Genomic DNA, 24,073 nt, shown 5'->3' with positions numbered 1-24,073 from the left:
GGCCGATTGTCGCTGGAGATTTCACTGACAAGTTTTCACAGACAATAGCCGCCATGTCGCACACCCATGATGAAGCCCTGCTCGCGCAAGTTGCCGCGCTGCCCGCCTTGCCGGGTGTGTACCGCTACTTTGACGCGCAGGACCAGCTGCTTTATGTGGGCAAAGCGCTGAACCTCAAGCGCCGGGTGTCGAGTTATTTCCAGAAGGACCACGGCGGCACCCGCATTGGCCACATGGTCAGCAAGATCACGCGCATGGAGACCACGGTGGTGCGCTCCGAGGCCGAGGCGCTGCTGCTCGAAAACAACCTCATCAAGACGCTGCACCCGCGCTTCAACATCCTGTTTCGGGACGACAAGACTTACCCCTACCTCAAGCTCACGGGCAATGGCCGCGTGGCACTGCCCGCGCTGGTGAAGACGCCCGAGGCGCAGCATTACCCGCGTGTGGCCTATTACCGGGGCGCGGTCGAGAAGAAGCACCGCTACTTCGGGCCGTTCCCCAGCGCTTGGGCCGTTAAGGAGTCGATTCAGCTGATCCAGAAGGTGTTCAGGCTGCGCACTTGTGAGGACACGGTCTTTGCCAACCGCACCCGGCCTTGCCTGCTGTTTCAGATCAAGCGTTGCTCTGGCCCGTGTGTGAACCTGATCAGCCCCGAGGACTACAAAGCCGACGTGCAGCATGCCGAGCAGTTTTTGCGCGGCGAGACCCAGGCGCTGATGCGCGAGATGGAAGCGCGGATGATGGCCCACGCCGATAAGCTCGAATTTGAGCTGGCGGCCGAGGTGCGCAACCAGCTGACAGCGCTGTCGCGGGTCTTGCACCAGCAGTCGGTGGACACGGCTGTGGACACCGATGCCGACATTTTGGTGGCCAAGGTGCAAGGTGGCCGCGCCTGTGTGAACCTGGCCATGGTGCGCGGTGGACGGCATCTGGGCGACCGGCCTTACTTTCCGGTGCATGTGCAAGATGCGCAGGACTTGCTGGGGCTGGATGATGCAGAGACCCAGCGCCCCGTCGAGGTGCAGGTGCTCGAAGCCTTTTTGGCGCAGCACTACATTGGCGTACCCGTGCCCCCGCTGTTGATTTTGAGCGCGGCGGTTGACAAAGCTTTGATTGAGGCGCTTTCGGCGCAGTCGGGCGTGAAGATCAGCACGGTGACGAATCCGCGCGAGCACCGCCGTGTGTGGCTAGAGATGGCCGAGAAAAACGCCGAGCTGCAACTGGCCCGTTTGCTGGCCGAAGAAGGCTCGCAGCAGGCCCGCACCCGGGCGCTTGCCGAGACGCTGGACTTGGCCCCAGACGATTTGGACCAGCTGCACATCGAGTGCTTTGACATCTCGCACACGGCGGGCGAAAACACGCAGGCGTCTTGTGTGGTGTTTCGCCAGCACAAGATGCAAAGCAGCGACTACCGCCGCTACAACATCGAGGGCATCACCCCGGGCGACGATTACGCCGCCATGCGCCAGGTGCTGATGCGCCGCTACGGCAAGCTGGCCGAAGCTTTGCGTTCGGGCGAAGGCACGGCCCGGCTGCCGGACTTGGTGCTGATCGACGGCGGCAAAGGCCAGGTGAGCATGGCGCGTGAGGTGTTCAGCGACTTGGGGCTGGATTTGTCGCGCATTGTGGGCGTCGAAAAAGGCGAGGGCCGCAAAGTGGGGCTGGAAGAGCTGGTGTTTGCCGATGGTCGCGAAAAGGTCTACTTGGGCAAGGATTCGGCCGCCCTCATGCTGGTGGCCCAGATCCGCGACGAGGCGCACCGCTTTGCCATCACGGGCATGCGGGCGCAGCGGGCCAAGGTGCGCATGGGCGGCAGCAAGATTGAAGAGATCCCCGGCATCGGCCCGCGCAAACGGGCCAAATTGCTCCAGCGTTTTGGGGGTGTGCGCGGCGTGGAAAGCGCCAGCGTGGAAGACTTGCTGGGCGTGGAGGGCATTTCACGCGAGTTGGCCGAGAGCATTTACAACGCCCTGCATTGAGTTCTTGGCCCATCAGCCCACGAAAACCCCGTTTGGCGTGCCACAATGAAGCCCATGTTTTTCACGATTCCCACCATCATGACCTGGACGCGCATTGTCGCGATCCCTTTGATCATTGGCGTGTATTACCTGCAGAGCCTGACGGTGGAAACCCAAAACATGATCGCCACGGTCATGTTCGTGCTCTTTGCCATCACCGATTGGCTGGATGGTTATCTGGCCCGCAAACTCAACCAGACCTCGGCTTTTGGTGCCTTTTTAGACCCGGTGGCCGACAAATTTCTGGTGTGTGCGGCCTTGCTGATTTTGGTGCACATGAACCGGGTGCATGTGCTGATTGCCTTGGTCATCATCGGCCGCGAGATTGCCATTTCATCGCTGCGCGAGTGGATGGCCCAGATCGGCGCGGGCAAGAGTGTGGCGGTGCACATGGTGGGCAAGCTCAAGACCACGGTGCAGATGGTGGCCATTCCTTTTTTGCTGTACGACGGCATGTTGTTTGGCGTGATCGACACCCGCGATTGGGGTGCTGTGCTGATTTTGATTGCCGCCGTGCTGACCATCTGGTCCATGGTTTATTACATGCAAAAGGCCCTGCCTGAAATCCGGGCACGGGTGAAATGACCGAGACCCAGGATTCAACGGCCTGGATCAAGGCCATGCCCGTCGTGTTCGTGCTGATCTGGAGCACCGGTTTCATCGTGGCACGCTACGGCATGCCGCATGCACCCCCCTTTAGCTTTTTGCTGGTGCGCTACCTGCTCTCCATTTTGTGTTTTTTGCCCTGGATATGGCTGGCCCGCGTCAAGTGGCCTCAAAACCGGATGCAGTTGTTGCACTTGGCGGTCACTGGCATCTTGATGCATGCGGGCTACCTTGGTGGCGTATGGGCTGCGGTGAAGGCGGGCATGGGCTCGGGTTTGTCTTCCCTGATCGTGGGCTTTCAGCCGGTGCTCACCGCGATTTGGTTGTCTTACAGCTTGCGGGGTTCGGACCAACCGAGCGTGTCGCGCCGCCAGTGGTTGGGCTTGCTGCTGGGTTTTGCTGGCTTGCTCATGGTGGTCTGGCGCAAGCTCACTTTGGGCTCACCCATGGACCATGTGACCCCCATCAACATGGCCTTTGCCATTGGGGCTTTGCTGAGTATCACCATCGGTACGCTTTACCAAAAGCGCTTTGTCCAGCCTTGCGATGTGCGCTCGGCCAACACGGTGCAATTGATGGCCGCTTTTGTGGTCACCTTGCCCTTGGCCCTGGCCGAGCCTGAGGCCATGCGCTGGAACGCCGAACTGGCGGGCGCCATGGCTTGGTCGGTGTTGGGCCTGACTCTGGGCGGAAGTTCACTGCTTTACATGCTGATCCAGCGCGGTGCAGCGGCGTCGGTGACCAGCTTGATGTACATGGTGCCTCCCACGACGGCCATCATTGCCTGGTTGTTGTTCGGTGAGACCATCACGGCAGCCACATTGGCAGGTACCGTACTCACGGCATTGGGCGTGAGCTTGGTGGTTCGGCCGTCACGTAAGTGAAAGACCCACAGGGCCTTCGTCGCTAAGCTGATGGTTTGACAAGGCACAGCCTTTTTTATTTTTTGATCCTGAAAGTTTTTCTATGACCAAGCATCGCATCGCCGTGATTCCAGGAGATGGCATTGGCAAGGAAGTCATGCCTGAGGGGCTGCGTGTGATGGACGCCGCAGCCCGGAAGTTTGGCATCGACTTGCAGTTTGACCATTTCGACTTCTCAAGCTGGGACTATTGCGAAAAGCATGGCCAGATGCTGCCCGACGATTGGAAAGACCAAATTGGTGGCCACGATGCACTCTACTTTGGTGCGGTGGGATGGCCGGACAAGATTGCCGACCACGTTTCGCTTTGGGGGTCTCTGCTGTTGTTCCGTCGTGAGTTTGATCAGTACATCAACCTGCGCCCGGCCCGATTGATGCCTGGCATCATCGCGCCCGTGGTGCGCCGCGACGGCAGCGCACGCCAGCCCGGCGAGATCGACATGTACATCGTGCGTGAAAACACCGAAGGTGAATACTCCAGCGTGGGTGGCCGCATGTTTCCGGGGACCGAGCGCGAAATCGTGATGCAAGAATCCATCATGACCCGCATTGGGGTGGACCGTGTCTTGAAGTTTGCGTTTGAATTGGCCCAAACCCGGCCCAAAAAGCACCTGACCAGCGCCACCAAATCCAACGGCATTGCCATCACCATGCCCTATTGGGATGAGCGCGTGGCCGAGATGGCCAAGGCTTATCCGGGCATCAACGTGGACAAATTCCACATCGACATTCTGACCGCGCACTTTGTTCAGCGTCCCGACTTTTTTGACGTGGTTGTGGCCAGCAATTTGTTTGGCGACATCCTGAGCGATCTGGGGCCTGCATGCACTGGCACGATCGGCATTGCGCCCAGCGCCAACTTGAACCCGGACCGCAAGTTCCCATCGCTGTTTGAGCCTGTGCATGGTTCAGCGCCCGACATTGCAGGCAAGGGCATTGCCAACCCCATCGGCCAGATCTGGTGCGGCGCCATGATGCTGGAGTTTTTGGGCCACAAAGACGCACATGATGCGGTTTTGGGTGCCATAGAAAAGGTGCTGGCCGCAGGTGCAGATGCGCCGCGAACGCCGGATCTGGGTGGCAAGGCCACAACATCCGATGTGGGGCGCGCCATTGCCAATGCGTTGTGATGGGGCGTTTTGACAAATGGGGCAGGGGGGCTGGGCTTTGAAAAAATCGGATGTCAACACTCTGCATGGCGCATTTTCAACGCTAGAATTCACAGCTCACAGTCGTGACTGTGGATTTCATGTCCAATCCACAGCCGGTGATGCCGGGTTGTAACTTCAAGAGGTTTCTTGTGAACAAAACAGAACTGATCGAACACATTGCAAAACAAGCTGACTTGTCCAAAGCAGCTGCAGGCCGTGCATTGGAAGCCACCATGGGCGCTGTTCGGGCTACTTTGAAAAAAGGCGGCACAGTTTCTTTGGTCGGCTTCGGTACATTTGCTGTCGGCAAACGTGCTGCCCGAACTGGTCGCAATCCACGCACTGGCGCAGCGATTAAAATCAAGTCAGCCAAAGTTCCAAAGTTCCGCCCAGGTAAAGCCCTGAAGGACGCTTTGAACTGACAACACTTTTTCAGGTGGGGCGCTTAGCTCAGTTGGTAGAGCGGCTCCTTTACACGGAGTAGGTCGGCGGTTCGAGACCGTCAGCGCCCACCACCACAAAAGTAAAGGCGAACCCTGTGTTCGCCTTTTTTCTTGATAACCCGAGACTTCGATCATGTTTGATTCCATTCGCAACAACTCAAAAATCTGGATGGGGTTGTTGTTCTTGTTGGTGATACCTTCTTTTGTCCTGGTGGGCATTGAGGGTTACAGCCGATACGAAGACAAAGGCGCTGTGGTTGCCAAAGTCGATGGGCAAAAAATCAGCCAAGCCGAATGGGATGCTGCTCACCAAAATGAGGTCGACCGCATTCGTGCCTCGGTGCCCAATCTGGATCCCAAATTGCTCGATTCGGCAGAGGCCCGCTATGCCACTCTGGAACGCTTGGTCAATGATCGTTTGATTGCGATCGCTTCAGAAAAACAACTGCTCGTGACCAGTGACCAGCGCTTGGCGCGTTACCTGCAACAAGATCCATCGATCGCCGGATTGCGTGGGGCCGACGGCAAACTCGACATGGAACGTTATCGCCAATTGGCGGCCAGCCAGGGAATGACCCCTGAAATGTTGGAAGCCCGTGTGCGTCGTGATTTGTCCAATCAGCAAGTGTTGGCTGGTTTGCAAGGCTCGACCTTTGCGACGCAGCGCCAAGCCGATATGGCGCTGGATGCATATTTACAGCGTCGTGAAATTCAAGTCCAGCGGTGGATGCCTGCAGACTTTGCCGCCAAGGTTCAGGTGACCGATGCGGACCTGGAGCGGTATTACCAAGAAAAATCTGAACGCTTTCGCTCGGTTGAAAACGTGGATGTTGAATTCCTGGTGCTTGACGTTGCCGCCTTGCAAGCCAAGATCGTTCTGCCCGAGCAAGACTTGAAGACCTATTACGAACAGAATTTGCAGCGACTGGGTGGCCAAGAGCAGCGCCGCGCAAGCCATATCCTGGTCAATGCGGCCAAGGACTTGCCTGCTGCTGACAAACAAAAAGCCCGTGCCAAGGCCGAAAGCCTGTTGGCTTCCGTGCGCAAGGCCCCTAAAACTTTTGCAGAAGTTGCCCGCAAGAATTCTGACGACACGGGTTCTGCCAGCCGTGGCGGTGATCTCGACTTTTTTGCTCGTGGCGCGATGGTCAAGCCTTTCGAAGACGCTGCTTTTGCACTTCAAAAAGGCGACATCAGCGACATCGTGGAGTCGGATTTCGGCTTCCACATCATTCAGCTGACCGATGTCAAACTGCCTCAGGCGCCTTCGTTCGAGTCCATGCGCCCCCAACTGGAGGCTGATCTGCGCAAGCAACAGGCCCAGCGTCAGTTCGCTGAGTTGGCCGAGTCTTTCAGCAACAGCGTGTATGAACAGTCAGACAGCTTGGCGCCTGTGGCCGAGCGCTTGAAATTGACGGTTCAAAAGGCCCAGGGCCTGAAACGCGTGCCTGCTGCGGGTGCCCAGGGTGTGATGAACAACCCTAAATTGTTGCAGGCGGTTTTTTCTGAAGATGCGGTGGTTAAACGCCGCAACACAGCGGCGATCGAGGTCGCCCCCAACACCTTGGCGTCTGCCCGGGTTGTCAATCACCGCCCGGCCACTGTGCGTCCGTTTGAAGAAGTCAAAGCCGATGTGCGACAGCTTTTGATTCAGGCCAAATCTGCTGAATTGGCCAAAGCCGAGGGCCAGTCCCGATTGGCAGCCTGGAAGAGCGAGCCTGCGCAAGCCAATGTGGGCCAAATCCTCAAGGTGTCACGGGAGCAAGCCCAAGCGCAGCCTCAAGCTTTGGTCGAGGCGGCTTTGCGTGCGGACCCTGCACACATGCCTGTTTTGACGGGCGTTGACTTGGGCTCCGAGGGTTACGCCATTGTTCGTGTGAACAAAATTGTGCCTCGCCCGGAGCTGTCCACTCAACAAGCCGAGCAAAGTCGTCAGCAATTTGCCCGTCTGTGGGGCCAGGCCGAATCGCAGGCTTATTTGGCCAGTTTGAAGTCTCATTTCAAAGTTGAAATGCTGGCTGAAAAACCTCAAAAGATGAGTGAATCTGCAGCCAAAAAGCCCTGAGCTTCAGGCTATAATATCGATCTACGGTGGCTGTAGCTCAGTTGGTAGAGTCCAGGATTGTGATTCCTGTTGTCGTGGGTTCGAGCCCCATCAGCCACCCCAGTCTTCTAAATCGTTGATTTAAAAGGAATTTTTAAGCATTTATCACCCAAGGGGTCATACCTAGGGGTCATACATGGCTTTAAAAGTTCCCAGGCTTGCAAAAAGTCGCAACGGTGTTTTCTTTGTCCGAGTCCTGTGGCGTGATGCCACAGGCAAGCGACACATCAAACAAATCAGCTTGCAAACCAAACAACCCGCCTTAGCGCGGGTTTTGGCGTTAAAGTTCAATTTTGAAATTGAAGCAACGCACCCCATGGGCAGTAAAAAAATTCCTGATTTGCTGGGACTCAATCCCCTCAAAATCACCACCGCCACAGGCGAAGTGGTGGACTTTGACCCCAGCAACCCAGCGGAAGCGGCCTATGCTGACAAGATAATTCATCAGGCACGCGAACAAGCCCAAACCCAAGTTCAAATGAGCCAGGCACAACTGAACGAGTTGCAAAGCCAACACTTGGAAAAAATGCGCACCAGTGAGGCCGCATTCAGGCAGCTAGAAGCGCAGCAAGACCCCTACCGATACGCCAGCCACAGCATCACCGCCACGGCAGCCATATCGCTGAAAGACGCACTAGAACAGCACTACGGCGAAGAAGACAGGCGCGGCCACGCAGCCAAAACCATGCTGGAAAAAAAAGCCGTCTTTGCCGACTTTTTGGGCTTCTTTGGCGACAGCCCATTGAGCGACATCACCCGCGAGCGTATCGGCATGAAGGACGGCTGGCGAGATACGGAATACAAACGCCCCAACGAAAAGCATCCCGACAAAAAACGCTCTGGCAACACACTGGAAAAACGCAGAGGCTATCTGTCTAAATTTTTTGAATGGGCACACGATGCGGGCAAATACCCACGCGACAACCCCATGACCCAAAAAATGGCGACCAAAGCGGAAATGAACCTCCAACGCACACCGTGGGCAGAGTTCACCAACGGCGATATCAAAGCCCTGTTCGGTGCAAGCTACGCCAAGGAAATGGACAAGCCAGATTTTTACTGGCTGCCCTTGATGGCGCTGTTTTCAGGGGCAAGGCTGGGCGAGCTGGCTCGCTTGGAGTTGTCCACCTTTGAAGAGGTGGACGGCGTGAAATGCTACCGTATCCAAGACGGCAAAACGCTAGAAAGCCGCCGCACTGTGCCCATTCATTCGCAACTGCTGGCCCTAGGGCTTTGGGATTACGCCCAGGCACTGAAAGACAAGGGCGAGATATTTTTGATACCGCACCGACCACAAGACCCACCACGCACGCCCAAAAATAAAAGAACCAGAGACCCCGAAAAAATGACAGGGCGACAGTGGGGCCTGTGGGTTCAACAATGTGGCATCAATGACCCCAAAAAAGTGTTTCACAGTTTCAGAAGCACGGCCATTACAGATTTGCACAACACGGAAGCCAAAGTGGCCGCAATTCAAAGAAGCGTCGGGCACACCAGCCCCGAAATGGCGGGGGTGCATGGCAATTCTTATGTTCGCGGCATTGCCCTGAAAAACCTTCAAACCGCCATGGAGCACCTCAGCCACAGCCAAGTTGACTTCCAGGCGCTTAAACTACAAGACCCGACATTTGCGGCGTTTTTTGCTCACGAAGAGGCCAAGAAAAATTCCCCCGAAGCCATAGAGCGGGCGCAAAAATTGGCAAGGTATGAAAAAGCAAAAGCCGAGCGTGAAGAACGCAACAGAGATAAAAGAAAAACGGCCCCGAAAAAACAAACCCAATGACAACCCCACACAAAGAATCTGAAATGAGCGCACTCGCCCAAAGCCTATTCTTATAAGATTAAATTATGACAAATTTCAATTTACAATCACAAAAATCAAATGGAGAACCTCCAAATGATTTTTTAAGTATCCAGGAAGCCATGAAAAAAAAATCAACCGTGAAATTATATAATGGTGATTGCCTGAAAGAGTTGAGGCATGTTGAAGACAATTCAATTGACTTAATTATAACTTCGCCACCCTATGCAGACCAGCGAAAAAATATTTATGGAGGTACGCATGCAGATAAATATGTTGAGTGGTTTTTACCTATTTCTGCGGAATTGTTAAGGGTATTAAAACCAACAGGTTCATTTGTTTTAAATATCAAAGAAAGAGTAATTGACGGTGAGCGCCATACATATGTTATGGAGTTAATTATCGCAATGAAAAAACAAGGTTGGCTTTTTACAGAAGAATACATATGGCACAAAAAGAATTGCTATCCAGGTAAATGGCCTAATCGATTTCGAGATGCTTGGGAGAGATGTATTCATTTTACAAAAGAAAAAAAATTCTCAATGTATCAAGAAGAGGTAAGGGTACCAATGGGCGATTGGAAAAATTCACGTTTAAAAATGCTAAGCCAAACAGATAAAATTCGTGATGAATCAAAAGTTGGAAGTGGATTTGGTAAGAAAATTGAAAATTGGGTAGGGCGTGAATTAGCATACCCCACTAATGTTTTACACCTTGCGACTGAATGTAGCAATAGAAGCCATGCTGCTGCCTTTCCAGATAGTTTACCTGAATGGTTTATTAAATTGTTTACACAATCTGGGGATGTGGTTTTAGACCCATTTAGCGGTTCAGGGACAAGCATTAGGGTTTCAAGAAATATGAATAGAAATGCCATAGGGATTGAATTGCTGAATGAATATTGTCAGTTAACTGCTAATGAATTGGGGTTGACTAAAAGAAAATTAAAAAGTGGAGTCATTTATGAATAAATTAAATTTGGTTGACGTTGAGGATTTCATAAAAAAATCAATCTGGAGTCGATTTCACGAGAAAAAACTTCAAAAAGTTTCGACAATTACTCTTAATGATGTCATAAAAAGAAAAAATCCTTATCTTTTTAAAGCAAAAAATTCAAAGTCCGCAAATGATTTTATTAGTGCCGTTCTGTCTGCTGCAATTTCATCAGGCGAGGAGACGACATTCGGAAATTTCATGGAGGAGATTGCTTTATTTGTGTGCGAAAAAGTTTATTCGGGCCGAAAATCTGGTATCAAAGGAATTGACTTGGAGTTTGAAAGTAATAACAATAAATATATTGTTTCAATAAAGAGCGGGCCCAATTGGGGTAATTCTGGACAAATTAGGCAAATGCTGACAAATTTTAGAACGGCACAAAAAACCCTTCAAACTTCTGGCGGACACCGAAGTTCAAATTTTATTTTTATTGAAGGGTGTTGTTATGGGACAGATTCAACACCAAACAAAGGAACTCATCAGAAACTATGCGGCCAAGAATTTTGGAGTTTTATTTCAGGTGAATCCGAAAATTTATACAAAGACCTTATCGAGCCGTTTGGGCATGAAGCTAAAATTCAAAATGACAAAATAATAGATGCATATAATGCAAAGTTGAATATTTTAACAAAAGATTTTGTTGCGCGATTTTGCAATAGTGATGGTGAAATAAATTGGAATGAGCTTGTGGAATTCAATTCTGGCAGAAAGCTTCCAAGAATAAATGCTGAATAAGATTTTAGCAAATTAATCGAATAAATCCCAATCAGGGGCGCAAGTCCAAAACAGATACACTTTAATTTTTCAAAGGAAAATCATGCAAGAAAATAACGAATCCAAAAGCTATCAAGAGTTCAAAGTAATTGAAGATGGCATCAAAAGAATCGAAGAAGTTAAAAAATTGGAAACAGAGGGGAAAACCAAGGCCGTTGAGGTCATGAAAAATTGGATACAGAGTTATTCAATCACTGCGCACGAATTGTTTGAATCCGAAGAACAACCAAAGAGCAAGAAGGCACCCACTAAAAAAACTGATTTTGAATTTGTAGTAGGTGCGACTTACGAAAAAGACGGCAATACATGGGCCTACACGGGCCAAAAAGGCAGACGCCCAACATGGGTGAACGAGGCCATTGAAAACGGAACAATCGACCAATTCAAGAAATAAGTCTGCAAGCAATTGACGCATGCACTCGCTTGTTTTTTTATTATCGATAAGGAGAAATTATGAACGAAGAAATAAAGAAAAAAATTTTTGAAGACTTATTCCTAAAATTGTTCGAGCGTGGCTTGCAAGGCGTGGACAGAACGCCTACCGTTCGTCTTCCTTTTGACGATTTTGAAGAATATTATGATACTATAAAAAATTTACAATTTGCGCCATATTCAACTTTGGATAAATTACTTTTTAAAATAGTAAAAATGTATTTTGAAGCTCAGATGCGCCCGCTATGCGAAGACCTCCGTAAAAGAAGTGAAATTATCTATAACTTAACGAAAGATTCTGAAATTGAATTGGTTGCAATTTTTAAAAATAAATGGCCGAAAATTTGCCAAGATATAGAAGCCAAACGCAACTCCACTCCACAAGAACTTCTTGATCTTCAAGCTCTCTTTGTAAACCCACAAGAATTTCTAAGCAAAAAATGACCTGAGCTTGACACTGTGAAAAAATGAAGTAGCACCGCAAACACCGAAAACAAAGAAAAATATACAGACACCTAACGCATCACTTCGTGATTGCGTTAGGTGTCTTTTTTTTGCTTACTCCCTTTTGTTTACTGGGTTTGCCATGTTTGCGCCTTGCATTACAAAGGCGATATGTAAACACTGAAAACGCTTTATTCCTACCATGTTTGCGGTGTATTACAAATATTTTTGTAATCTGTTGACTTTTGTAAACGCATTTGATAAACAATAAATATAACAAATAATTTTTAAGGGTTTTTCAAATGAAAACAATTAGTCTGCGAATAAGCGATATTCAACATTCAAAGTTGTCTGAGCTGGCCGAAAAAGACAGCACAAATATTTCGGAAGTGCTGCGCCAACAAATTCTTGTTGGTCTTGATAAAAATGAAAACGCCCAACAATGGACGATGCTAACCGAGCAAGTCAGCAAACAAGGCGCGGCTCTGGAAATGCTTTTGAAGTATCAAAAAGCAATTTATGAATGGATTCAAAAAACCAGCGCCGCAAGTCAAGGGGGTGCCAAATGAATTTTATTGCATTCATGATGGTGTCCACCACTTTGGCAATGCTTAGCCTTGTTGGCTTTGTCGTATATCTAATTAAAATAAATGGAGATGAAAAATGACCACTGAAAGCATTTCATTTTTTGACATGGAGCAGTTCAAGAGGGCTTTGAAAAAACAAAACTACCCATTGTTTGAAAAACAATTGACCGCCAAGGAATTGACGTTATCGGAATATTTTAGCCACTGTAATGATTTTCCTACCCAAATTCCAACACTGGCAGAACTCACTGGCTACATTGTGTGGGCGACCAACATCAACAAAAATTTGACGTATCAAAGTTTGGTGTATGGAATTTTGGGCAGGTTGATTAAAAAACTCAAAGAAGAACAAGCAGGTGAAGCCCATGAGTAAAAGCATTCAAAACAGCCTTCAAGACAGCATCCAAGAATTTAGCCAGCGACATGAAGTTTTCAACTTGCTCACTTGCTATCTGTTCCACCATGATTTTGGCCGCTTTGAAATGTTCATGAGGGTGAACAAATGGGACTTGGCTGAAATCATTGACTTTGCCCAGGAGTTGAGAACACCGCCCGAAGGTTTGGCACAAATCCAAATGGGGTTTCTGGCTTACCTCCATTGGCGCTTTGATATGGCCCTGGCCGAGGCATAAGGGGGCAGGCATGGGCACAAGAAAAACCGTGGTGGATTGGGGCTTCAATGTCATCCCTTTTGACCCTTCGCAGCGTGTGCGCAACTTCTGGGGGGCAGTGTTCACCATGGTTTTGTTGGCTGGCGCAACAGGGGCAGGCGTTTGGTTTGGTTTCAAGAAATGGATGGCCCACCAAATCGGATTCATGGCCGTTTTGCAGCACTTTCCCGAGGCGGTGAAGTCAGTCCCATGGGTTGCCCTTGTGTTTGCTTTGTCGCTCATGCTGGCCGTGGCCGCTGGCGTTTGGGGCTTTGTGCTGGCATTCAAACCCGTGGAGCGTTGTCGCCATGTTCGCGGACGGCGCTACCTGGACGAATCAGAAGCCTTGAAGAAGGCCCAGCAAATCACAGCCGAGGAATGCGAGGCCACGGGCGAAAGCATCGCCCTGAACGGGTTCACCTTGTCCAATGACCGAGCCACCAAGCACGCTTTGATTTCTGGTGCCGTGGGCAGTGGCAAAACCGTGATTTGTCATCACTTTTTGAAAAGCATTTTTTCAAAAAGAGAAAAAGCGTTGATTGTGGATTGGAAAGGCGACTTCACATCGGCCTACAAAAAAGCCTTGTTGTTCTCGCCCTTTGATGCCCGCAGTGTTCGCTATTGCGTGGCCGAGGACTGCACCACGGAGCTGGACGCCACCACGCTGGCCGATTCATTGATACCTGATAACAAAAAAGGCGATGCGTTCTTTGTGAATGCATCGCGCAGCGTTTTGATTGCCTTGATTGTCAAACTTCAACAAGAAAAGCCGCAGGCTTGGACATGGGGCGACTTGTATGCAGAGGCAAGCAACAACATTGAACAGATTCAATCCATTGTCCAAAAATACTACCCCCACGCCTTTGCCAACATCGCAGACGCACAGAGCAAGCAAACGCAAGGCGTGATGTCTTCCATGTTGTCCAACTTCAATTCTGTGCGTGTGCTGGCACAGGCAGAAGCCGACAACCCCAGCGCCAAGGGCTTTTCAATCCGCCGTTGGCTGGCCGACAAGACACGGCCCCAAATCATCTTGGCAGGCAACACGGAGCATGAGAACCTGTCCAAGGCATATATCAATTCCATATTGAACGCCGCAGGCGGACAGATTCAGGCACTGAAAGACGACAGCCAAAGAAAAATTTGGGTGGTGGTGGACGAATTGCCCAAGCTGGGCAAGTGTGAGGCCATCCCCAAATTGCTGGCCTTTGCCCGTTCAAAGGGTTGTCGTGTGGTGGGCATTGTTCAAGATTTTTCACAGTTGAAAGAAGCCTACGGCCAAAACGAAACCAAGGCCATGTTATCCATGGTGGGCACTTTGTTCATCGGCCAAACCGCAGGCAGCGAAACCGCCGACACCATTTGCCAACAAATCATTGGAAAGCGAGAAATTGAGCGGCGCAACATCACCGACCAGGGCGGCGGCAAGAGTTCAAGCAGTTGGTCGAGAGATGAAATCTTGGTGGTTCACCCAAGCGAGCTGCAAACCGAGCTTGGCCCCAAAAAACTGAACAATGCCAAAAAATTCACCCACATCAACGCCCTTGTGTTGGGCCTGGGTGAATACGCATTGAACCTGCCTTTTTCCTTTGTGTCCCCAACGCCTGCGCGTGAGCCATTCGTCTGGCGTGAAGTTTTTCAAAGTAAAAAATTGGAAATCCAAGCCATTCAATTGCCCGAGCCACCCGAGCAAGAAAACAAGCAAGCAGAACACGAGCAAGGCGAAATCCCCACACCCGCCATTCAAAACGCTTTACCCATGCTGGGCCATGCCTTTGAAATCGCAGAGATGGTGGACTTGCTTAAATCTAAGCCTGTGATATCAGCGCCAGTGCACACACGACAGAACTTGAAGGCCATGGAAGAAGAACAAGAAAAAGAGGAGTGAAGCCATGCTTGAAATGAAACGAATCAATGGGGTGGACTACTACAACACCTTGGCAAAAAGCGAGTATTACGCCAGTGCAGAAAAGGGCGAGCCACCAGGCGTTTGGGGTGAAGGGGCACGTTTGATAGGCATACAAGAAATATCAATCGACAACGCCACTTTGAAGGCCGTCATGACGGGCCACAAGCCCAACGGCGAGAAGTTGGCCCAAAACGCAGGAAAAGAAAATTTTCGCGTGGGGATGGATTTGACCTTTTCCGCGCCTAAATCCGTGTCCATTGTGTGGGCCAATGCAGACCCCCAATTGAGAAATGAAATCAGCCAAGCCCACGCCCAAGCGATTGAAGCGGCCATGGCTTACATGACCCCAAAAATCGAGGCACGCAGAGGCCACAACGGCACCACCAAAGAAACGCCCAAAGCCCTGATATATGGCGTGTTTGAGCACTGCAACAGCAGGGCCAATGACCCAACACTGCACAGCCATTGCGTGGTGTCCAACACATGCGTGAGGCAGGACGGCACCACAGGGGCCATTGACCAAAGAGGGCTTTTTGAACACAAATTGGCAGCGGGCACGATTTACAGGGCACACCTGGCCAACGCCATGCAAAGGCTGGGCTTTGGCATCGAGCCAGACCCACACAATGAAGGCATTTTTCAGGTGGCAGGCGTGCCCAAGGACTTGGAAAAACACTTTTCAAAGCGGGCCGAGCACATCAAAAAAGTGGCCCGTGAGACAGGCCAAACCAGTGCCGAAAGTCGCAACATCATTGCCAGAGATACACGAGACAAAAAAGGCGAGGTGAACCGTTTGGAACTGTTCACACGCTGGCAGGCAGAAAGCCAAGCCCAAGGCTTTGACATGGCCCAAGTCAAAGCCACGCAAACCACAAAAACGCCCATGCCCACCGTGGCCGATTTGATTGAAAAACTGACCGAGCAAAACAGTTGCTTTGAGTTAAAGCATGTGGAGCAGTTGGCCGCCACTTTCCAACAATTTGACCCGAGCTTGAACCGTGAACAACTCCAAAAACAAATTTTGGAGCACCCCGATTGCATCAAAAAGGTGGCCTACAAGACCACCCAAAACGGGGTAGAGGCCGTGCCTGTTTTTACATCAAAACGGCTTGAAGACTTGGAAAAAAACGCCATCCAAAGTGCCACAAACCGCCAACATGAAACCATCCACCAACTGGCCCCAGCAGCGGTGGCCCAAGTGGTGGCCGACTTTGAAAAGGCCCAAGGTTTCACCTTGTTTGCTGACCAACGCCAAGCCGTGGAGCACATCACCACGCAAAGCGGCGGTGTTGCCCTTGTCCGTGGCCTCGCAGGCACAGGCAAAACAACGGCCCTTCGCCCTGTCGTGGACGCATACAAACAAGCAGGTTTCCAAGTGCTGGGCACCACCACCACGGCCAAAGCGGTGGCCGTGTTGGAGAAAGAAACGGGCATGGCATCACACACCACCGCCCGCCTATTGATTGACCTGGACAAGAAAAAAACCGTGTTGAATTCCAAAACCGTCATCATTTTGGATGAAGCGGGCATGGTGGATTCACGCCAGTTCGCACGGCTGCAACAGCACGCCGACAAGGCAGGGGCCAAATTGGTGTTGATAGGCGACGAGCGCCAACTTCAAAGCGTGGCAGCAGGCGGCATATTTTGGGCGCTGCAACAGCACGGCCAAATCAAAACCGCCGACCTGACCACCATCACCCGCCAACAAGACGGCGACGAGAGAAAAGCCAGCCTGCTTTTTTACCAAGGCAAAGCAGACGAAGCGCTCAAAATTTACGAAGGGAAAGGCGCGATTGTGAGCCACGCCAACCGCCTGAACGCCATCGAAAACCTGGCCCGAGACTATGCCCAATCGAGCAGCCCTTCCAAAGTCGCCATATGTGCCACCAACGCCGATGCTCAGGCTTTGAACGATGCGATACGCGATGAACTCAAATTAAAAGGCGAAATCAGCCCCACAGGGGCCGAATTTGACAACGCAGACGGCAGCACATTGGAAATGTGCAAGGGCGACCGCATTTTGTTCAAAAAGAACAATGATATTTTGGGCGTTAAAAACAACGAAGTGGGCAAAGTGTTGGAGGTTCAAGCCCACAAAAACGGCGGTTTGATGCTGACAATTGAAACCGAGGAAGGCCAAAAAACCATTGACACCAACGATTACAACCACTTCAAACACGCCCACGCGATTACCACCCACGCCAGCCAGGGAAGCACCTACAAAAATTCGTTTTATTTGTACAGCTCAGGCGCAGACCTGCACCAAAGCTATGTGGCCTTAACACGCCACAAGGACAGCACAAAAATGTATTGCACGCAATACGACAAAGAAGACATGGCCCAGGGTATGGCCGTGGCCCATATCAAACAAACAACCCTTGACCTCAAAAACCCAGAAACTGCCCCAGAAATTGCCCCAGAAATTGCCCCAAAAGTGGCCCCAACTTTGGGGCAGAACATGACGAGGGGCAACAGTTCAAGCCTGACGGCTTCAACTGTGAGCAAAGGGCAACAGCCCGCAGGCGTGCAGATGCCCGAAATCCCCCAACACACTGGCCAAATGGGCCAGCCAATCGGGCCAAAAATTGGCCCACAAACCCAACACACAGGCACAGCACAGGGCCATGCCAACGGAGCCGCGAAAGCCCTGCAAATGGGCTTAGAAATTGGACAAAAGGCCATGGCAGAAGCGCACGCCAGCCAAGCCGAGAGCCAAGCCCAAGCACATGCCCAAAATCAGCAGGCCCACGCCTGGGCACAGCAAAAAACAAAAACAAATCAAGAAATAGAAATGTAATTCGCCTTTAATTGGCTTAAGAGATAACAAAAGAAAATTCAATAAAGAATATTTGACAAATTATTATAATTTTGCTAACTTTAATTATGACACGCAAATGTCACGCTTTTTACACGGCAAAAAGTGATGTTTGACACACTAAAAGGAGATAACAAAATGTCAAAAGAATTTTTTATTACACTCAATTTGAGGGAACTCGACGCGCTGCGAGATACAGATGGCCGAGTAGTCCATGGCTACCTATTCATGAAGCGAAATAGCAATTTTTCAGACGGAAAAACGAAAAAAATATGCTACGGCGCTTTGGCGGGATACATTACAAAAATCGACAGAACACAAGCAAAAAGAACCGTTCAAAAGTTGATTCAACTTGGGCTTTTGAAGGCCACTGATACGGAACAAGTTTTTGAGTTGTGTTTTTGTGCTGACACGAAAAATGACACGATAACATCTAATACATCTAATACATTAAAAAAAAATCTTCTACATCTGCAAAAAAAAGAAGAAGAGAAGAAATCTTTTTTGGATAAGAAGGAAAAGGGGGCAGCGATGACAACACCACCGCAGCCGAGCGCAAGCAGCCCCAGCAGCTCTTCAAAATTGACAGAAGGAGGGAAGGCACTTCAAGCCTTCGCAGTGGCTCAAAAGTGGCACTATGCAGGCAACCCCAAAAGTGAAATCTATTTTGAACAGGCAAGCGAACAAATCAAAACCAATAATTGGGCGGCTTTGGAATTGCTGAACGAATTTCAGGAGAGCACTGAAGCAAAGAACCCTTTGGGATTTCAAAAATTCTTGACTGAAAAAGCAAAGAAAAAGCCGTTCAATCCACAAAGCCAATATCGAGGTGATTTGGTTTTGTGAAAATATTTACAAAAAAACTTATAAATTTACTAAAAATAGTTGACAAACTTTATAACTTTGCTAATATTAAATTATAACATAAATAAAGGAGATAAAATGTTAAACAACAAAGAAGGGGCCGAGTGGACATTTGAAAAAATTGAGCAATACAAAAACTTTTTGAATGAATTTCCAATGACCAAGGAGGAGGCGGTTAAGTTATCTTATTTCATCAACAATGAAATGGCATTGAATGAATTTGTGGGGCGGTGGGACAAAGTTGGGCGCTTTGATTTTTATAAAGCGTTTGAAACTTTTTCCAGCGTTGAAATTCGCACACCTTCACGCGCTTGGCCGAAATCGAAGTGGCAGCATTTCAAAACCAAAAAATACCTTCAAAGTTTGAAAGAAAAGGCTCAATTCGTGATGGATGCCGCAAAAATTGAAGGCGAACTGCAAAAGTTGGTTTTGATGCAAAGCGTCAATGTTGAGCAATCAAAAAAAGCAACAGCGGTTTTATGAAAATATTTACAAAAAACCTTGTAAATTCATTAAAAATATTTGACAAACTTTATAAAGTTGCTAATATATGATTATAACATAAATAAAGGAGATTGTATGTTTGTAGGTGGTTTTTTTAATGAGTATTGGGAAAAAAATGTTAACGCATATTTGAATGAAAATTCGGATTACAAAGCGTGCGCAAGTATGGCGGACTTATATGAAATGATAAATATATTGAGTTGTGCTTGCAATGATGTGAAAAATAATCACAATCATTTCAATTGCGATCGGTATGATTGTGATTGGTATGAATTGGCTATCGAGGGAGCGCATGACAGTGGCTATGACATCTGTAATTTGGAAAATGATGAGGATTGGCGTGCGGCCACTAAAATTGTTGAAAAACATTTAAATGTTTGTTCTGTATCGGGGTAAATGAATGATGAACAACAACAAGAACAAAAGAAAAAGCCCGTTATGGGCATTCAAAGCCGACGAAGGATTGAATGCCTACTTGCAAAGTTTGCAGGCGCAGAACATCAATATCAGCGCTTTGATTCGTAGCCTTTTGAACCAGCACAAGGAGGCCACCAAATGAAGCAATCAGCACTTTTACGGTGGCCGTTTTGATGGCCGCAAGTGCCACGGCACAGATGGCAGCATAAAAACTACAAGCAGCAGTCAAAAAACGGGCCTCATTTGGCTCGTTTTGCTTTGTGCTCGACATACGCAGCAACCCACACGCCAAACAAGTGTGTCATTCGGTTTGCTGATTGCGTATGCCGCAATTCATGGCCGTGTGCTGGACAGCAAGCCCCACGCCAGTCGCTGACCGCTTTGTGTCATGTGCCTGGCATGACCATCCCACGGCGAACGCTGCCGCCCCTTTCTCGTCTTCGCTTGCTCTTCGGTATACCCCCGTCAATCAGTGAGGGGGTGAAACCGAAAGCAAATTACAGCGAAGCCGCACCGACAGGGGCGGCTTTTGTGCGTTCAAACAGCCATACCCCCACCCGTCCCCCAAGGGGGGAAGCGAGGGTTCTCCAAAAGCAAGCGATTTTTATCAACTGCCACCAAAGGAGAAAAAACCATGGCAACACTTCACGCACAACCCTACAACCCAGACGCAGTGGGTTTTTATTTTGAGAGCGCCGAGGAGTTCACGACCAAGGCCGAGAGCTTGACAGACTGCCACGGTTCACCCGTTGAAGAGTTTGAAATCCAGTTCATTGATGGTGATGCGGGCGATGCTCAATTGTTTGAGGCTTGCGCAATCAATCAGGCCAATCTTGATGTGTGGTTTGATGAAGTCGAAACGCTGGACGCACGCGACAAGGTAGCCTTGTTCTATCTTGTGGCATTCGCGGGCAACGGCTTGGAGCAGGCCAATGAAAAAATTGAAGATGTGATTTTGTATGAATGCCGTTTGAGTGAGGCAGCAGAAGAAATTTTCGACGAATGCCACTTGGAGAGCATCCCCGAGGGTGTGCGTTGCTACATCGATTACGAAAAATACGCCCGCGACTTGGAGCAGGGCGGAGAACTCACACAGTTTGAGTTTGCTGACTCGATTTACACGGTCAATGCGGGTGCTTTGTGATGGGTGAAACAGAAGCAGGCTAGAATATAAACATGCGCCCCAGGGGTCATACTTTGGGGTCATACAGTTTTTTACCCATTTTGGGTGAAAAGTGTTTAAAAACAAAGGGTTAGCTGTGTGGAATTCCGACCCCATCAGCCACCCCAAAAATCAAAAGGCCCTTTCGACATCGGAAGGGCCTTTTCATTTATGCATCACTTTGTTTGTGAAGCCAACTTGTCCCCCGTTCATCACCGGATACCCCATGCTTATCCACAGGGTTGTCCCGTGACGTCATCGGCTGCGGGGGCTAACATGGCCTTTTGATTTTTCGGTTCTCAATGTCTGCTGTTTTCTCCCCCCATTTGAGCGAATTTCCCTCAGACCTGTCTTCTGACAGCCAAATTGCCAAGTTGCGCGTTCCGCCCCATTCCATCGAGGCCGAGTCGAGTGTGTTGGGCGGCTTGTTGCTCGATAACGGCGCTTGGGACCGGGTCGGCGATTTGCTGGTGGATTCGGATTTTTACCGGCATGAGCACAAGTTGATTTATGCAGCGATTGGCGCGTTGATCAATGCTTCCAAACCCGCCGATGTGATCACCGTCAGTGAGCAACTGCAAAACCAGGGCAAAACCGCAGAAATGGGCGGTTTGGGTTACCTGAATTCGCTGGCGCAATACGTGCCTAGCGCGAGCAATATTCGCCGCTACGCAGAAATCGTGCGAGAGCGGTCCATCTTGCGCAAACTGGTCTCTGCCAGTGACGAGATCGCTACCAACGCATTCAATCCCCAAGGCAAAGCGATTGACCGCATCCTGGACGAAGCCGAGCAAAAGATCTTCAACATCGGTGAAGAAGGCTCGCGCATGAAGCAGGGCTTTCAGTCCATGGACACGCTGGTGGTCGAGCTGCTTGACCGCGTGCAGGAGATGGCCGACAACCCCAATGACATCACGGGTGTGCCAACAGGTTTTTACGACCTGGACCGCATGACGTCAGGCCTGCAGCCGGGGGACATGGTTGTTTTGGCTGCGCGTCCGTCCATGGGCAAAACGGCTTTTGCGATCAACATTGCAGAGCACGTGGCCTTGAACGAGGGTTTGCCGGTGGCGGTGTTCTCCATGGAAATGGGGGCATCCCAGCTGGCTGTTCGTGTGGTGGGCTCTATTGGTCGCATCGACCAGGGCCATTTGCGCACGGGCAAGCTCAGCGACGAAGAGTGGCCACGACTGACCGAAGCGATTGAAAAACTGCGCACGGTGTCTTTGCACATCGATGAAACGCCTGGTCTCACGCCCTCCGAGTTGCGGGCGAATGCCCGCCGCTTGGCGCGGCAATGCGGCAAGTTGGGGTTGATTGTGGTGGACTATTTGCAGCTGATGAGTGGCTCGGGCGGCTCAGGCGGCGACAACCGCGCAACCGAGCTGGGCGAGATTTCGCGGGGCCTGAAAATGCTGGCCAAAGAATTGCAGTGCCCGGTGATTGCCTTGTCGCAGCTCAACCGAAGCGTGGAGCAGCGCACCGACAAGCGCCCCATGATGAGCGACTTGCGAGAGTCCGGTGCCATCGAGCAGGATGCTGACATCATCATGTTCATTTACCGTGACGATTACTACAACAAGGATTCCAAAGATCCTGGCGTGGCAGAAATCATCATTGGCAAGCAGCGTAACGGCCCGACAGGCACGGTCCGCCTCACTTTCCTGAAGAACCTGACCCGGTTTGAAAGCCTGGCCTCAGGCCTCAGCGACGATTACTGAGACCCGAGGACGGGTTTTTAAAGCGCTTCGCTGGCAAAGTCGGCCAGGCGCGAGCGCTCACCTCGCGCCAGCGTGATGTGGCCCCCATGGGCCCAGCCCTTGAAGCGGTCGACCGCATACGTCAGGCCCGACGAGCCTTCGGTCAGGTAGGGCGTGTCGATCTGGGCCAGGTTGCCCATGCAGATGATCTTGGTGCCCGGGCCTGCGCGCGTGATCAGCGTTTTCATTTGCTTGGGCGTCAGGTTTTGCGCTTCGTCGATGATCACGTACTTGTTCATGAAGGTGCGACCGCGCATGAAGTTCATGCTCTTGATCTTGATGCGGCTCTTGATCAACTCGTTGGTCGCAGCCCGGCCCCATTCACCGGCATTGCCGCCGTCGCCTTTGGCCAGAAACTCCAGGTTGTCGTCAAGGGCGCCCATCCAGGGGCCCATCTTTTCTTCTTCGGTGCCCGGCAAAAAGCCGATGTCCTCGCCGACGCTGACCGTGGCGCGGGTCATGATGATTTCGGTGTAACGACGGTCATCCAGCACCTGGGTTAGGCCAGCGGCCAGGGCCATCAAGGTTTTACCTGTACCCGCAGTGCCCGCCAGCGTCACAAAGTCGACGTCCGGATCGGTCAAGAGATTCATCGCAAAGTTTTGTTCGCGGTTGCGTGTGGTCGCACCCCAGATGGCATTTTTCTGATGGTTGAAGTCCTTCAGTGTGCGCAAGACGGCTGTTTTGCCGCGAATCTCTGTAACCCGTGCGTACAGGCTCGGCTCACCGGGTGCCTCGAAATACACAAACTGGTTCATGAACAGGCTGGGCACAATGGGTCCGCTGATCCGGTAAAAAGTGTGCGTGCCTTGCTGCCAGCTTTCCACGGTTTTGCCATTGCGGATCCAGAAGTCAGCTGGCAATGCCAATGATCCGGGGTACAGCAGGTCACCATCTTCCAGCGTCTTGTCGTTTTGGTAGTCCTCGGCCTGTAAACCCAAAGCCCGTGCCTTGACCCGCATGTTGATGTCCTTGGACACCAGCACCACTTCTCGCGGGGCTTGCAACTGACCCAGGGCTTTGACAACGCCCAGAATCTGGTTGTCTGCCTTGCCTTGTGGCAGGGCCAAAGGCAAGCTGAGATCCAGTGCCTGGGTCTGGAAAAACAATTGCCCCATCGCATCGGTGTGGCCCGTGGCACTCAAGGGGGAGCCTTTGCCCAAGTCTGCACCTTGTGCACTGGCCAAAGCGTCCAATGAGCGGCTGGCTTGACGTGCATTGCGTGCCACTTCGGTCATGCCTTTTTTATGACCATCCAGCTCTTCGAGCACGATCATCGGCAAGAAGACATCGTGTTCTTCAAAGCGGAACAGGCTCATGGGGTCGTGCATCAGCACATTGGTGTCGAGCACAAAGAGTTTGCTCGGCCCGCTTCGGCGTTTGGGGCGGCTCACGGGTGCAAAGCTGGGCTTCGTGGCCGCAGGCGCAGGTGCTGCCGGTGGTGTCGCAGCTGCCGTGGGGGCTTTGCGGCCGCGGGCGACACGTTTGGGTTCCATGGCCACAGTGGACTGAACGGGCGCTGCAGGTGCCCTGGTTTCGACTTGCACCATGACGGGTGGTTTTTCTTCCTCAGCCGTTTGCGCCTCGAAAGCTGTGTGGGTCAAGCGGCTGGCGCGTTGGGTGGGTGCGGGTGGCAGTGGCATGAGCGAAGGCCTCTTGAGAAGTGAAAAATTCTGGCGCTGAAAAATAAAAAGCCGCCTGGAGGCCAAGG

General features: G+C 50.9%; 23 protein-coding genes and 2 tRNA genes. 23 read left to right on the top strand and 2 right to left on the bottom strand.

The annotated features are described in order from the left end of the window. The first annotated feature begins 53 nt into the window (after window positions 1-53). The 21 genes from uvrC (at window position 54) to B9Z37_RS14260 (ending at window position 19,419) form a co-directional block, all read left to right on the top strand. A complete protein-coding gene (gene uvrC, locus B9Z37_RS01080; protein WP_108311216.1) occupies window positions 54-1,982 on the top strand; it encodes an excinuclease ABC subunit UvrC in 1,929 nt (642 codons plus the stop codon). Window positions 1,983-2,036: 54 nt separating this feature from the next. Beyond that, window positions 2,037-2,606, top strand: a complete 570-nt coding sequence (gene pgsA, locus B9Z37_RS01075; RefSeq protein ID WP_108311837.1) for a CDP-diacylglycerol--glycerol-3-phosphate 3-phosphatidyltransferase — start codon at window positions 2,037-2,039, stop codon at window positions 2,604-2,606. After that, window positions 2,603-3,511 carry a DMT family transporter gene (locus B9Z37_RS01070; protein ID WP_108311215.1) on the top strand — a complete coding sequence of 303 codons (909 nt, stop codon included), beginning with the start codon at window positions 2,603-2,605 and terminating at the stop codon, window positions 3,509-3,511. Before pgsA ends, B9Z37_RS01070 begins: the two co-directional genes overlap by 4 nt. An 82-nt stretch (window positions 3,512-3,593) precedes the next feature. Beyond that, window positions 3,594-4,679: a tartrate dehydrogenase gene (locus B9Z37_RS01065; RefSeq protein ID WP_108311214.1), complete on the top strand. Its 1,086-nt coding sequence runs from the start codon at window positions 3,594-3,596 to the stop codon at window positions 4,677-4,679. Window positions 4,680-4,849: 170 nt separating this feature from the next. Then, window positions 4,850-5,122 (top strand): HU family DNA-binding protein, encoded by a 273-nt coding sequence (locus B9Z37_RS01060; RefSeq protein ID WP_108286799.1) that lies wholly within the window; start codon window positions 4,850-4,852, stop codon window positions 5,120-5,122. 17 nt (window positions 5,123-5,139) lie between these two features. Next, window positions 5,140-5,215, top strand: a tRNA-Val gene (locus tag B9Z37_RS01055). 61 nt (window positions 5,216-5,276) lie between these two features. Beyond that, window positions 5,277-7,208, top strand: a complete 1,932-nt coding sequence (locus B9Z37_RS01050; protein ID WP_108311213.1) for a SurA N-terminal domain-containing protein — start codon at window positions 5,277-5,279, stop codon at window positions 7,206-7,208. Window positions 7,209-7,234: 26 nt separating this feature from the next. Continuing rightward, a tRNA-His gene (locus B9Z37_RS01045) sits at window positions 7,235-7,310 on the top strand. 253 nt (window positions 7,311-7,563) lie between these two features. Next, the gene (locus B9Z37_RS01040) at window positions 7,564-9,030 is read left to right on the top strand and encodes a tyrosine-type recombinase/integrase (protein WP_167394289.1); all 1,467 of its coding nucleotides are present in this window, start codon (window positions 7,564-7,566) and stop codon (window positions 9,028-9,030) included. A 65-nt stretch (window positions 9,031-9,095) separates the two neighbouring features. Further along, entirely contained in the window at window positions 9,096-10,019 is a 924-nt protein-coding gene (locus tag B9Z37_RS01035; RefSeq protein WP_240606587.1) for a DNA-methyltransferase, read from the top strand. After that, entirely contained in the window at window positions 10,012-10,779 is a 768-nt protein-coding gene (locus tag B9Z37_RS01030; RefSeq protein ID WP_108311210.1) for a PmeII family type II restriction endonuclease, read from the top strand. The genes B9Z37_RS01035 and B9Z37_RS01030 overlap by 8 nt, the downstream gene beginning before the upstream one ends. 82 nt (window positions 10,780-10,861) lie before the next feature. Then, the gene (locus B9Z37_RS01025; RefSeq protein ID WP_108311209.1) at window positions 10,862-11,212 is read left to right on the top strand and encodes an H-NS family nucleoid-associated regulatory protein; all 351 of its coding nucleotides are present in this window, start codon (window positions 10,862-10,864) and stop codon (window positions 11,210-11,212) included. Between the two features lie 59 nt (window positions 11,213-11,271). Continuing rightward, a complete protein-coding gene (locus B9Z37_RS01020; RefSeq protein ID WP_108311208.1) occupies window positions 11,272-11,694 on the top strand; it encodes a hypothetical protein in 423 nt (140 codons plus the stop codon). 302 nt (window positions 11,695-11,996) lie between these two features. After that, the gene (locus tag B9Z37_RS01015; RefSeq protein ID WP_146179681.1) at window positions 11,997-12,263 is read left to right on the top strand and encodes a hypothetical protein; all 267 of its coding nucleotides are present in this window, start codon (window positions 11,997-11,999) and stop codon (window positions 12,261-12,263) included. 94 nt (window positions 12,264-12,357) lie between these two features. Beyond that, window positions 12,358-12,654, top strand: coding sequence for a hypothetical protein (locus tag B9Z37_RS01010; protein ID WP_108311206.1), 297 nt, complete (start codon window positions 12,358-12,360; stop codon window positions 12,652-12,654). Window positions 12,655-12,769: 115 nt separating this feature from the next. Next, window positions 12,770-12,913 carry a hypothetical protein gene (locus tag B9Z37_RS14540; RefSeq protein WP_205872523.1) on the top strand — a complete coding sequence of 48 codons (144 nt, stop codon included), beginning with the start codon at window positions 12,770-12,772 and terminating at the stop codon, window positions 12,911-12,913. A 10-nt stretch (window positions 12,914-12,923) separates the two neighbouring features. Continuing rightward, window positions 12,924-14,819 (top strand): type IV secretion system DNA-binding domain-containing protein, encoded by a 1,896-nt coding sequence (locus B9Z37_RS01000; RefSeq protein WP_108311204.1) that lies wholly within the window; start codon window positions 12,924-12,926, stop codon window positions 14,817-14,819. 4 nt (window positions 14,820-14,823) lie between these two features. Next, entirely contained in the window at window positions 14,824-17,637 is a 2,814-nt protein-coding gene (gene mobF / locus B9Z37_RS00995) for a MobF family relaxase (protein WP_108311203.1), read from the top strand. Window positions 17,638-17,793: 156 nt separating this feature from the next. Beyond that, entirely contained in the window at window positions 17,794-18,501 is a 708-nt protein-coding gene (locus tag B9Z37_RS00990; RefSeq protein ID WP_146179680.1) for a hypothetical protein, read from the top strand. A gap of 96 nt (window positions 18,502-18,597) precedes the next feature. Beyond that, entirely contained in the window at window positions 18,598-19,002 is a 405-nt protein-coding gene (locus B9Z37_RS00985; protein ID WP_108311201.1) for a hypothetical protein, read from the top strand. 96 nt (window positions 19,003-19,098) lie between these two features. Beyond that, the gene (locus B9Z37_RS14260) at window positions 19,099-19,419 is read left to right on the top strand and encodes a hypothetical protein (protein ID WP_146179679.1); all 321 of its coding nucleotides are present in this window, start codon (window positions 19,099-19,101) and stop codon (window positions 19,417-19,419) included. A 40-nt stretch (window positions 19,420-19,459) separates the two neighbouring features. Here B9Z37_RS14260 and B9Z37_RS14255 read toward each other — a convergent pair whose 3' ends face one another. Then, the gene (locus B9Z37_RS14255) at window positions 19,460-19,669 is read right to left on the bottom strand and encodes a hypothetical protein (RefSeq protein WP_167394288.1); all 210 of its coding nucleotides are present in this window, start codon (window positions 19,667-19,669) and stop codon (window positions 19,460-19,462) included. A 405-nt stretch (window positions 19,670-20,074) separates the two neighbouring features. Between B9Z37_RS14255 and B9Z37_RS00975 the strand changes: the two genes are divergently transcribed. Continuing rightward, window positions 20,075-20,584 carry an antirestriction protein ArdA gene (locus B9Z37_RS00975; protein ID WP_108311199.1) on the top strand — a complete coding sequence of 170 codons (510 nt, stop codon included), beginning with the start codon at window positions 20,075-20,077 and terminating at the stop codon, window positions 20,582-20,584. 320 nt (window positions 20,585-20,904) lie between these two features. Then, window positions 20,905-22,323 (top strand): replicative DNA helicase, encoded by a 1,419-nt coding sequence (gene dnaB, locus B9Z37_RS00970; protein WP_108311198.1) that lies wholly within the window; start codon window positions 20,905-20,907, stop codon window positions 22,321-22,323. Window positions 22,324-22,340: 17 nt separating this feature from the next. Here dnaB and B9Z37_RS00965 read toward each other — a convergent pair whose 3' ends face one another. Then, window positions 22,341-24,005, bottom strand: a complete 1,665-nt coding sequence (locus B9Z37_RS00965) for a PhoH family protein (RefSeq protein ID WP_108311197.1) — start codon at window positions 24,003-24,005, stop codon at window positions 22,341-22,343. Window positions 24,006-24,073 lie beyond the last annotated feature (68 nt).

The sequence above is a fragment of the Limnohabitans parvus II-B4 genome, from assembly GCF_003063455.1.
In the GTDB taxonomy this organism is placed as follows: domain Bacteria; phylum Pseudomonadota; class Gammaproteobacteria; order Burkholderiales; family Burkholderiaceae_C; genus Limnohabitans_A; species Limnohabitans_A parvus.
Note: the sequence above shows the minus strand (reverse complement) of the source record. Positions and strands in the feature narration are given on the sequence as shown.